The following is an 11,626-nucleotide window of genomic DNA, read 5'->3' as shown; positions in this document are numbered from 1 at the left end:
GAGCACGCCGTAGCTGGTGCCGACGATCAGGCGCGTGAACGGGATCAGCGCCACCATCAGGATCAGAAACGGCACCGAGCGGACGACATTGACGACGCTGCCGACGCTCGAATTGACCCAAGACTGCTCGAGGATGCCGCCCTTGCTGGTGGCGACCAGCAGCAGCGCCAAGGGCAGGCCGATGCCGAGCGTGATCAGCGACGACGCACCGATCATCAGCAGCGTATCGATGATGCCTTCGATCAGGCGATCAATGACCAGCGGAGACAAAACCCAGATCCTTCACTCTGTCTGCCAAGAGGTGCGCGCGCTGCAGGACGGCGTCGCGGTCGTCAGCGGCATCCACCGAGACGATCAGATGGCCCTGGGCGCGGCCCTGAATGCGATCGACGCCGCCATAGACCAATCGTGTCCGTGCGCCGAGCGCTTGCGCGATCGCACCGATATCGGGATCACGGTCGCCGGTGCCGGTGAAATGCAGATCGAGCAACAGCGGATCGGTGGGATCACGCGGCACCGGCGCCAGCTGCGCCAGGATTTCCGGTGGCAGCGATCGGTGCACGGTGCCGAGCAGGGTCTGCGTGACGTCGTGCTTGGGATCGCCAAACACCTTCCATACTTCCCCCTGTTCGACGACCCTGCCGCGTTCGAGAACCACCACGCGGTCGCAGATCTCGCGGATCACCGCCATCTCGTGGGTGATCAGCACGATCGTCAGGTCGAAGCGGCGATTGATGTCCTGCAGCAGTGCCAGGATCGCCTGGGTGCTCTCGGTATCGAGCGCGGAGGTCGCCTCGTCGCACAGCAGCACCTCGGGCCGGTGCACCAGAGCACGCGCAATGCCGACGCGCTGCTTCTGTCCGCCCGACAGCCGCGCCGGATAGACGTTGCGCTTCTCGGACAGTCCCACCATGTCGAGCAGTTCATCGACGCGGCGTTCGATCTCGCGTTTGGCGACCCCCGCGACACGGAGCGGCAGTGCAACGTTCTGCCAAACTGTTTTCGCGGACAGCAAGTTGAAGTGCTGAAAGATCATGCCGACCCTGCGGCGCAGCCCGATCAACGTCGCGTGGTCGAAGGTGGCGATGTCTTCGTCGTCGACCAGGACGCGGCCGGCGGTCGGACGTTCGAGCCGGTTGAGCGTGCGGATCAACGTCGACTTGCCGGCGCCGCTGCGGCCGATGATGCCGAAGACTTCGCCGCGCTTAACGGCGAGGTCGACCTCGATCAACGCCGGTGTCGTCGAGCCTGGATATTGCTTCGACAGACGCTCGACGATGATGTGCGGGCTATCCGCGCCAGTCTGGACACGGCTCCGAGGGGTGATGCCGACGCCGGGTCCGGCGCCGGCGTCGGTGAGGGCGTCCATCACTCACGTTCCCAAAGCCGGACGTAGAGGTCGCCATACTGCTTGTCGAGCACTGCGCGCACCTCTGGAGCGGTCTGGTAGATTTTGATGAACTGCGCGATGCGCGGATCGTCCTTGTTCTTCGGCTGCGCCACGAAGACGATGCCGTACCGCGGATTGATCGGCTCCCAAAACAGCGCCGCGTGCGGATCGATCACGCCGGACGCCTTCAGGAAGTGGGTGTAGCCGTGCGCCAGGTCGACCTCGTTGAGCGACTGCGGCAATTGATGGAAGTCGATCTCCAGGAATTTCAGCTTCTTCGGATTGTCGATCACCGCGTCGACATTGACCTGAGGGCCATGGTCCGGCTTCAGCTTGATCAGCCCGGCCGCCTCCAGCAATTCGAGGCCGCGGCCGAAATTGAACGGATCGCCGGCGAGCGCGACGCGGGCACCGACCGGCAGCTCGTCCAGGCTCTTGTACTTCTTGGAGAACAGCCCGGTCTTGTTGGCGATGCCGATCCCGACCGGCTCGAGATCGAAGCCGCGTGCCGCCTTGACGACATCCAAGAACGGCTTGTGCTGGAAATAGTTGAGATCGATCTCGCCGTTCGCCAGCGAGGTGTTCGGCGTCACCGGATCGGTGAACTCGATCAGCTTGACGTCCAGACCTTGCGCCTTGGCGACCGCCACCGCGGCTTCGATCGGCGGGGCGAAGCCGGCATTGGTGCCGACCCGCAGCGGTCCCTTGGCGGCGTCGGCAATGGCGATGGAGGTCAGCGCGCCCAACGCCGCGATCAGGCCGAGCGTGCGCGCGGCGGTCTTCAGAACAGTCATGATGTGGTCCCAGGAGAGGAGGTGAAGGCAGCGCGTGGCGAGATGTCATCGCGCCCGCAGCATTGCCGCTGACGACCAGCCTAGCGTGGTGGGTTGCGGTGCAACAAGGCGAAGCAAGTTCTTATTTATCGGTGCAGCAGAGAACAGCGAGGCTGCGTTGTACTGCGGATACGAAACAGGACAACTACGTCGCGCGACGTTGCTTGGACTGAATCACATGGCTGAGGGTGACCTGTTACCTCGGCGTTCGCATAGCCGATGTGCGAGGACGATGCGAGAGTCGATCGTGACGAGAACGGACGACGAGTGCGGCGGAGTTATCATCTTCATTCGTTCGCGATCGCAGTGCAAAGTTGCCGCGATCGTCGCGGCTTGGAAGATGATTTTCTAAAGATCGCCGCGCGTATTGACCCTCGTTGATGGGCGGCGCCAGTGTGGGGCCTGACGCGTTGTTTGCATGACTGTGAGCGGCGCACGCGTATTGAGAGCCTCACCTGTGTCCCATTCTCTTTCTTCACCGCGACCGAACCTCGTTCGTGCCGCGGCCGTATCGCTGTTGCTCGGTTCGCGCCAATGAGCAACGAGTTCGACTACGTCATCGTCGGCGGCGGCAGCGCGGGCTGCGTGCTCGCCAACCGGCTGAGCGCCGATGGCCGCAATCGCGTCGTGCTTCTGGAAGCCGGCGGGCAGGGGCGGCACCCGTCATTTCATCTGCCGGTCGGATACGTTTGGAATCGCGCGCATCCGCGCGGCAACTGGCTGTACCGGATCGAACCGGAGTCTTCGAGCGGCAACCGGCCGATGCTGTGGCCGCGCGGCAAGGTGCTCGGCGGCAGTTCGGCGATCAACGGGCTGCTCTACATCCGCGGGCAGGCGCGCGACTATGATGAGTGGCGCGACCTCGGCAATTCCGGCTGGGGCTGGGATGATGTGTTGCCGTACTTCCGCAAGGCCGAGGATCAGGTCCGCGGCGCCGATGAGTTTCACGGCGTCGGCGGGCCGCTCGGTGTGTCCGATCCGACCATCCGGCATCCGTTGTCGGACGCTTATGTCACCGCGGCCGAGCAGGCGGGTCTGGCGGCGCGCGACGATTTCAATCGCGAGGTGCAAGCGGGCGCGGGCTACTTTCAGCTCACGGTGCGCAATGGGCTGCGTGCCAGCACCGCCAATGCCTATCTGAAGCCGGCGCGTTCGCGTGGCAATCTTGAGGTCGTCACCGGCGCTCACGCCACCAGCCTGATCTTCAAGGGCCGCCGCGCGACCGGCGTTGCCGTGGTGCGCGACGGCCGGGTGGAGACCTATACGGCGCGCCGCGAGGTGATCGTTGCGGCCGGCGCTGTCGCCAGCCCGGCGTTGCTGCAGCATTCGGGACTCGGCGATGCCGATCATCTGCGCGGGCTGGGGATCGAGGTCGTCGGCCATCTGCCTGGGGTCGGGCGCAATCTGCAGGACCATTATATGGTCAGCCTGATCTACGACGTCAGGGGGCTCGGCAGTTTCAATGAGACGGCGCGCGGCTGGCGGCTGGTGCGCGAAGTGTTGCGCTACGCGGCGTCGCGTCGGGGACTGCTGACGCTGAGCGCGTCGCAGATCAACGTGTTCCTGCCGACCACGACTGATCCGGACAATCCCGACATCCAATTCCACGTGATGCCGGCAACGTTCAATTTCGAAACCGGAGAGGTGGAGCGAGAGCCGGGCCTGACCTGCGGCGTGTGCCAGCTTCGCCCGCACAGCCGCGGCACCATTCAGATCAGCCAGCGCGACCCGCTGGCGGCGCCGGCGATACGGCCGCGCTATCTGACCGACGACCACGACAAGCGGGTGCTGCTCGAAGGGCTGCGGTTCGCCCGTAAGATCGCAGCGCAGCCGGTGCTCGCCGACATCGTCACCGAGCGCCTGCCAGGCGTGAATGGCGGCAGCGACGCCGAGTTGCTCGAGTTTGCGCGGCAGACCGGCAAGACGCTGTATCACCCGGTCGGCACCTGCAAGATGGGCACCGACGGCTCTGCCGTCGTCGACAGCGAGCTGCGGGTGCGCGGCGTGTCCAGCCTGCGCGTGGTCGATGCCTCGGTGATGCCGACGCTGGTCTCCGGCAACACCAATGCGCCGACGATCATGATCGCCGAACGCGCCTCCGATCTCATCCTCGCTGACGCTCGTACTCCGGAACTGCAAGCATGACCGACCCCAACAATCCGCTCGCCATCGACAGCCGCGATCCGGCCGAATACCAGGCCGCGCTCGGCCGTCACCGCTTCGAGAAACTGAAGCAGCAGATCCGGCACGTTTGGAGCAATGTCGATTATTTCCGACCGAAGCTGATCGCGGCGGGCGTGTCGTCGCCGGATGACATCCGCTCGCTCGACGATTTCCGCCGCCTGCCGGCAATGCTCGACAAGGTCAGCCACCGCCAGTCGCAGGAGGAGTCGCTGGCGCGCTACGGCCATCCGTTCGGCCTGCATCTGACGGTGCCGCTCGACCAGGCGGTGCATCTGGCCGCAACTTCGGGCACCACCGGCCAGCCGACGTTCTATGTGTTCAGCCCGCGCGATCTCGAAATCTCGCATCGCGTGCTCGGCCGGCTGTTCGCGCAGGCCGGCATCCGCCCCGGCGACACTACATTCCATGCCTTCGGCCTGTCGCTGTGGCTCGCCGGCGTCACCTATGTACAGGCGCTGGAGGCCTACGGTGCGCGTCCGGTGGCGCTCGGCGCCGAGGCCGGTGTGCCGAAGATCCTGCGCTACATCGAGTTCACCCGGCCGACCGCGCTGTTTGCGACGCCGTCGATGGTCAATCAGCTGATCGAGCGCGCGCCGAAGGAGATCGGCAAGCCGGTCGCGGCGCTTGGCATCAAGCGGGTGCTGTGCGCCGGCGAGCCCGGTGCGGGGCTTCCGGCGTTCCGCCAGCGAGTGCGCGAGGAGTTCGGCGCCGAGGTGTTCGATTTCATGGGCGGCGCCTGGCATAACGCCGCGCTGTCCTGTGCCAGCCCCGACTATCACGGCATGCACTATCTCAGCGACGACACCTGTTTCCGCTACGATCTGATCGATCCGGCAACCAAGCAGCCGATCCCGCTGACCGACGGTGCGGTCGGCGAGGCGATCCATACCGGGCTCGACTATCAGGCCGCGCCGGCGTTTCGCTACGCCACCGGCGACATCCTCAAGATCCATGTCGGCACCTGCCCTGGTTGCGGGGCGTTCGGCACGCGGATGGAGGTGGTCGGCCGTGTCGACGACATGCTGGCGATCAAGGGCGTCAAAGTCTACCCGGCGGCGATCCAGAACGTCGTGCTGCAGTTCCAGCCGCGGGTCTCGGGCGAGCTGCGCATCCGGCTCGATCGGCCGCCGCCGAAGGTCGAGCCGCCGCTTCGGCTCGCGATCGAGGCTGCGCCCGATCTGCCGGAGGCGGCGTGGGCGGATCTCGCCGGCGACATCGAGCACCGCGTTCGCGAACTGCTGACCTTCCGTCCCGTGGTCGACATCCTGCCGCACGGCAGCCTGCCGCGCTCGGGCCAGAAGACCAAGCTGATCGAGATCGCCAGCCAGGCGGCGAACTGAGCAACACAAGAGGAAATGCCGATGTCGAGCGTACTGTACGAGTCCCGCAATGGGATCGCCGAGATCACCATCAACCGGCCGGACAAACACAATGTCATCGACCATTCGGTGGTGGAGGGCCTGAATGCCGCGTGGAAGCGGTTCAATGCTGGCAGCGACCACGTCGCGATCCTGACGGCGAACGGCGACCGCGCCTTCAGCGCCGGAGCCAATCTGAAAGACATCCCGCACGATTTCTGGCGGGCGGTGCCGGGCGTCGGCGTTCCAGTGGACAAGCCGATCATCGCGGCGATCGGCGGCCTCGTGGTCGGCGGCGGCCTGGTGCTGGTTCAGTTCGCCGATCTGGCGATCGCCGCCGACAACACCGTGCTGTCCTATCCGGAAGCCAAGGTCGGCTATAGCGGCGGCCTGATCAGTTCGCTGGCGGCGCGCATTCCGCACAAGATCGCGATGGAGCTGCTGCTGGTCGGCGGTTCGATCGACGCGCATCGGGCCTACGAGATCGGGCTGGTCAATCGCGTGGTGCCGAATGGCGACCAGCTCGCCGTCGCGCGTCAGTTCGCGGCCGAGATCGCCGCCAATGCGCCGCTGGTGGTGAAGCTGCTCAAAGGGTTCGTCGGCGCGACCCTGCCGAAGGGACCGTCCGAGGCTGCCGCAATCACCCGCGCCACCGTCGAGGCGGTCAACACCGCGGACGACTACCGCGAAGGCATCGCCGCGTTCTTCGAAAAGCGGGCGCCGGCGTTCAAGGGCGTGTAGTTCGCGTCCACTCTCTCCGGCATGCCGTGACAACTCCCCGCGCGACTCTGTTCATCAAACCGGGTGTTCGGCGATGGACGATCATGCTGTGCAGGCGGCGTCATTGAGAACGCCATTCTCCGTGAGGGTCGCTTCGCTGTCCCTGCCTGCACGACGCCCGTGATGTTCTCTGTGAGGCGGGTCATTTGAAATCGTGTTTCATTGACCCGATACCGGCGCACCTCGATCATGTGAGCTCTGAATCTCATCAGCGAGAGCGGCCGAAATGGGCCGAACCAGCTTGCTGATAGTTGCCGCAACGAATGCGGCCCGAGCCCTGTAAGCGAAGAGGACATTCATGAGCAACCAAGAAAAAGGCCGGTGGATCAGCCGGCGTTCCGTGCTGCTGGGCGCGGCGTCGGGCGTTATCGCGGCGCCGGCCGGCGCCTTCGGCCTTCAGGCATTTCCCGCCCGGCCGATCGGCTACGATCTGTCGGATGCGCCGATCTGCCGGACCTCCGGTGAAGCAACGCCGCTGACCGGCGCGCCGCGCAAGGTGAAGCTGTCGTGGAACGCCACTTCGGTGTGCTCGGTGCAGGTGCCGGTCGCGGTCGATTACGACTTCTTCAAGAAGCAAAATCTCGACGTCGAACTGGTGAATTTTTCCGGCTCGACCGATCAGTTGCTCGAAGCGATCGCCACCGGCAAGAGCGACGCCGGCGTCGGCATGGCGCTGCGCTGGCTGAAGCCGTTGGAGCAGGGGTTCGACGTGAAGATCGTCGCCGGCACCCATGGCGGCTGCCTGCGTGCGATCGCGCCGACCAAGTCGGAGATCAGCAAGGTTACCGATCTCAAGGGCAAGGTCGTCGCGATCGACGATCAGGCCGGCCCGGGCAAGAACTTCTTCTCGATCCAACTCGCCAAGGCCGGCATCGATCCGACCAAGGATCTCGAGTGGAAGCAGTATCCGGCCAACCTGGTTCGGCTCGCGGTGGAGAAGGGCGAGGCACAGGCGGCCCTGGCATCCGATCCGCTGGCGCACGCGTTCCTCAAGGACGGCGAGTTCAAGGAGATCGGCTCCAATCTCGACGGCATCTATCGCAATGTGAGCTGCTGCATCGTCGGCGTCCGCGGCAGCCTGATCCGCGAAGAGCCGCAGGTGGCGCGCGCGCTGACCCAGGCGCTGCTCGACGCGGCCGAGTTCTCGTCGAAGAATCCGGAGAAGGCGGCCAAGTCCTTCCTGCCTTACGCGCCGAAGATCGTCACCGAAGAGGATATCCAGGCGCTGATCAAGTATCACACTCATGATCACCACCCGATCGGCGCTCAGCTCAAGAACGAGCTGAAGCTCTACGCCGACGACCTCAAGGCCGTCTCGGTGATCAAGCCCTCGACCGACACCACCAAATTTGCGGAAAAGATCTATGCCGACGTATTCCGCGTCTGAGACGCTTGATCTCGACGTCGGGACGCGACTTGCGTCCCGCACGCCGTCGCTGCTTCGCGCGCTGCGCGGGCATTTCGTCGGCTTCGCCGCCAGCCTCGGCTGGATCGCGTTCGGTCTGTCCTGCCTGTGGCGGGAAGACATCGGCGATTGGACGCGCACCAAGGAGGTGGCGATCGCCGCCTTCGTGTTCGGCGGCGTGATCGCGATCGCGGCAGTGGCCGGGTTCTGGTCGCAGCGGGTCGGCGAGTCCTTGCAGCGGCGCTCGCCGTGGCTGCTGCTGCTCGGTGTGGTGCTCGCGCTGTGGGAGGTTTTGACCGCCAAGCTCGGCGTGCTGCCGCTGCCGTTCTTCCCGCCGCCGCAGGCGATCGTCGAAGTCTATACCGACGACTTCGTCAAGCTGTTCGACAGCGTGTTCGCATCGATCAAGCTGCAGCTCGGCGGCTACCTGATCGGCGCGGCAGTCGGCTTCGTTACCGGCGTGTCGATCGGCTGGTCGCGTGCGGTCGGCTATTGGGTCCATCCGGTGCTGCGCTTCATCGGCCCGCTGCCGGCGACCGCGTGGCTGCCGATCGCATTCTTCGCCTTTCCGTCGAGCTGGAGTGCTTCGACCTTCCTGATCGCGCTCGCCACCGGCTTCCCGGTGACGGTGCTGACCTGGTCGGGCGTCGCCAGCGTGTCGAACGCCTACTACGACGTCGCGCGCACGCTCGGCGCCAAGCCGTCGTTCCTGGTGTTCAAGGTCGCGATCCCGGCGGCGCTGCCGCACGTCTTCGTCGGCCTGTTCATGGGCCTCGGCGCCTCGTTCGCGGTGCTGGTGGTGGCGGAGATGATGGGCGTGAAGTCCGGTCTCGGCTGGTACCTGCAATGGGCGCAGGGCTGGGCGGCCTACGCCAATATGTATGCGGCGCTGCTGGTGATGTCGCTGCTGTGCTCCGGCGCCATCACGGCGTTGTTTAAGGTCCGTGACCGCTTGCTGGTCTGGCAGAAGGGTGTGGTGAAATGGTGAGCGCCGTCGCATTGAAGCAGCCGCCGCAGGCCGCCGGCGCCGCGCTCGACGTCGTCGACGTCAGCCATCACTTCGACATCGACGGCAACGAACTGCCGGTGCTCGATCACGTCACGTTGAGCGCCAAGCCCGGCGAGTTCGTCGCGCTGCTCGGGCCGTCGGGCTGCGGCAAGTCCACACTGCTGCGGCTGGTGGCGGGGCTCGAGCCGCCGCGCGCCGGCAGGCTGCTCGAAGATGGCCGCGTCATCACCGGGCCGCATCCGTCGCGGGTGGTGGTGTTCCAGGATCCGACGCTGTTTCCGTGGCGGACGGTGTGGAAGAACGTGGCGCTCGGGCTGGAGGCGCAGGGCATCCTCAAGAGCGAGCGTCACCGCGTCGATGCGGCGCTGGCGCTGGTCGGGCTCAGCGGCTTTGCCAATGCCTATCCGCACCAGCTTTCCGGCGGCATGGCGCAGCGTGTGTCGCTGGCCCGGGCGCTGGTCAACGATCCGGACATCCTGGTGCTGGACGAGCCGCTCGGCAAACTCGACTCGCTGACCCGGCTCAGCATGCAGACCGAGATCGTGTCGTTGTGGCAGCGGCAGGGCTTCACGACGCTGCTGGTGACACACGACGTCGAAGAGGCACTGTTTCTGGCACAGCGCGTGGTGGTGTTCAGCGAGCGTCCCGCCAAGCTGAAGGCCGATATCGCGGTGGAGGCGCCGTATCCACGCCACCGCGGCGATCCATATCTGGCCGACCTGCGCCGCCAGATCCTCGGTCTGCTCGGTCTGGACGCCACCTGGTGATCAGCGCCGCGCCACAATAGGCAACGGCGCGCCGTAGCCAGCGCGCCGCAATCTCTCTCCCTCCTGACGCCGTTCCGGCTTTGCCGGAGCGGCGTCTTTTTATATAGCGACGGTGGCCGGACGACAGCCGCGGCTGTCACCGCGACTGCGGTGCTCGCTCAGAGCACCCGCGACAGCAGCACGTACAGCGTCGCCGACAGCAGGATCGCGGCCGGCAGCGTCAGCACCCAGGCCATCAGCAGGTTGCGGATCGTGGCCATCTGCAGGCCCGAGCCGTTGGCCGCCATCGTGCCGGCGACACCCGACGACAGCACGTGGGTAGTCGATACCGGCAGGCCGAACATGTCCGCTGCGCCGATGGTCGAGGCTGCCACCAGCTCGGCCGAGGCTCCCTGCGCGTAGGTCAGATGTGACTTGCCAATCTTCTCGCCGACGGTGATGACGATGCGCTTCCAGCCGATCATCGTGCCAAGGCCGAGCGCGATCGCAACCGCGATCTTGACCCAGTTCGGAATGAACTTGGTCGCGCTATCGAGCGAGCCCTTGTAGGCGTTGAGCTTGGCAACATCGTCCTTGCTGAGGTCGCTTTCCTTATCCTTCATCAGGAAGCGGATCGCCTCGGACGCCAGATACATGTCGTTGCGGGTGTTGCCGACGGACTCGGCCGGCACTTTGCTCAGCGAGCCGTAGCGCTGCACCTGCTCGCCGATATCCTTCACCAGCACCGCCAGCGACGGGTAGGTGCCTTCGCTGATCTTGTGCTGCGATACGTATAGCGTCACCGCCGGGCGGGGATCGCCGATGATGCTGTAGCCGGCGCCTTTCGCCGCGATCACGGCCGAGGCGGCCGCCGAGGTCTGCTCGAAATGCGCGACCTGGGAATCCGGCAGCGCACGGTTCAGCGCATAGGCGGTCGGCACCGTGCCGATCAGGATCAGCATGATCAGGCCCATGCCTTTCTGACCGTCGTTGGAGCCGTGGGCGAAGCTGACGCCGGTGCAGGTGAGGATCAGCAGGCCGCGAATCCACCACGGCGGCGGCGCGTTGCCTTCCGGCGCGGAGTACAGCTTCGGATTGCGCACCACCAGCTTGAGCAGCAACAGCAGGATCGCGGCGCAGACGAAGCCGACGAGCGGCGACAGCAGCAGCGCGTAGCCGATTTCGGTCGCCTTGCCCCAGTCAACTCCCGAAGTGCCGTCGCGTCCGCGCATCAGCGCATTGGCGACACCGACGCCGATGATCGAACCGATCAAGGTGTGCGAGCTGGAGGCGGGGAGGCCGAAGTACCAGGTACCGAGATTCCACAGGATCGCGGCGATCAGCAGCGCGAATACCATCGCGAAGCCGGCGCTCGATCCGACCTGCAAGATTAGTTCGACCGGGAGCAGCGAGACGATGCCGAACGCCACCGCGCCGGTGGAGGTCAGTACGCCGAGGAAGTTGAACACCCCCGACCACACGACCGCAATTTCGGCCGGCAGCGAGTGGGTGTAGATCACGGTCGCCACCGCATTGGCGGTGTCGTGGAAGCCGTTGACGAACTCGAAGCCGAGCGCGATCAGCAGCGCCACCAGCAGGAGCAGATAAGGCAGATACGTCGTGACGCGGACGCCGGTCGCTTCGACGTCGACATAGATGCTGTAGGCCACGAACAGAATGCCGACACCGAGGACCCCGAAGAACAGGATCATCGTCAGCGGATTGAAGCCTTTGTCCAGGTTCGGCCGACCGGCCGGCTGAACTGGCCCGTTGTCGTCGATTGCTTGATTGATGGTGAAATCGGTCACGCTACGCCCCATTTTATTTAATGGCGCGATATTCCCCGCGCGATCTGACACGCCGATGACACTTGTCGGTCAGCCGGATGTCGACGGGGCGGGTCGACGGTGAGCGGCGGGGC

9 protein-coding genes and 1 pseudogene are annotated in these 11,626 nt (G+C 65.4%); 6 read left to right on the top strand and 4 right to left on the bottom strand.

Translation table 11 applies throughout. The features are described from left to right. From DY467_RS24805 to DY467_RS24795, 3 genes and pseudogenes are all read right to left on the bottom strand, one after another. Nucleotides 1–216, bottom strand: a pseudogene (locus DY467_RS24805) (ABC transporter permease); the annotation flags it as partial. Nucleotides 217–250: 34 nt separating this feature from the next. After that, nucleotides 251–1,369 (bottom strand): methionine ABC transporter ATP-binding protein, encoded by a 1,119-nt coding sequence (locus DY467_RS24800; RefSeq protein ID WP_164639676.1) that lies wholly within the window; start codon nucleotides 1,367–1,369, stop codon nucleotides 251–253. Next, complete coding sequence (locus tag DY467_RS24795; protein WP_164573859.1) at nucleotides 1,369–2,184, bottom strand: MetQ/NlpA family ABC transporter substrate-binding protein; 816 nt, start codon at nucleotides 2,182–2,184, stop codon at nucleotides 1,369–1,371. The genes DY467_RS24800 and DY467_RS24795 overlap by 1 nt, the downstream gene beginning before the upstream one ends. Before the next feature lie 573 nt (nucleotides 2,185–2,757). Here DY467_RS24795 and DY467_RS24790 point away from each other — a divergent pair. The 6 genes from DY467_RS24790 (at nucleotide 2,758) to DY467_RS24765 (ending at nucleotide 9,726) form a co-directional block, all read left to right on the top strand. Next, nucleotides 2,758–4,368, top strand: coding sequence for a GMC family oxidoreductase (locus tag DY467_RS24790; protein WP_164639674.1), 1,611 nt, complete (start codon nucleotides 2,758–2,760; stop codon nucleotides 4,366–4,368). Beyond that, on the top strand, nucleotides 4,365–5,747 hold the full coding sequence (locus DY467_RS24785; RefSeq protein WP_164639672.1) for a phenylacetate--CoA ligase family protein: 1,383 nt from the start codon (nucleotides 4,365–4,367) through the stop codon (nucleotides 5,745–5,747). The genes DY467_RS24790 and DY467_RS24785 overlap by 4 nt, the downstream gene beginning before the upstream one ends. A 21-nt stretch (nucleotides 5,748–5,768) precedes the next feature. Further along, nucleotides 5,769–6,506: an enoyl-CoA hydratase/isomerase family protein gene (locus DY467_RS24780; RefSeq protein WP_164639670.1), complete on the top strand. Its 738-nt coding sequence runs from the start codon at nucleotides 5,769–5,771 to the stop codon at nucleotides 6,504–6,506. A gap of 337 nt (nucleotides 6,507–6,843) precedes the next feature. Beyond that, nucleotides 6,844–7,932, top strand: coding sequence for an ABC transporter substrate-binding protein (locus DY467_RS24775; RefSeq protein WP_012495904.1), 1,089 nt, complete (start codon nucleotides 6,844–6,846; stop codon nucleotides 7,930–7,932). Next, the gene (locus tag DY467_RS24770) at nucleotides 7,910–8,938 is read left to right on the top strand and encodes an ABC transporter permease (protein WP_107355530.1); all 1,029 of its coding nucleotides are present in this window, start codon (nucleotides 7,910–7,912) and stop codon (nucleotides 8,936–8,938) included. The genes DY467_RS24775 and DY467_RS24770 overlap by 23 nt, the downstream gene beginning before the upstream one ends. Next, complete coding sequence (locus DY467_RS24765) at nucleotides 8,932–9,726, top strand: ABC transporter ATP-binding protein (RefSeq protein ID WP_107355531.1); 795 nt, start codon at nucleotides 8,932–8,934, stop codon at nucleotides 9,724–9,726. Before DY467_RS24770 ends, DY467_RS24765 begins: the two co-directional genes overlap by 7 nt. Before the next feature lie 158 nt (nucleotides 9,727–9,884). Here the strand turns inward: DY467_RS24765 and DY467_RS24760 are convergent, their stop codons facing one another. Beyond that, complete coding sequence (locus tag DY467_RS24760) at nucleotides 9,885–11,525, bottom strand: inorganic phosphate transporter (protein ID WP_205502786.1); 1,641 nt, start codon at nucleotides 11,523–11,525, stop codon at nucleotides 9,885–9,887. Between the last annotated feature and the right edge of the window lie 101 nt (nucleotides 11,526–11,626).

This window comes from Rhodopseudomonas sp. BR0G17 (genome assembly GCF_010907025.1).
GTDB lineage: Bacteria > Pseudomonadota > Alphaproteobacteria > Rhizobiales > Xanthobacteraceae > Rhodopseudomonas > Rhodopseudomonas palustris_H.
This window is presented reverse-complemented; position numbering and strand designations above follow the sequence as displayed.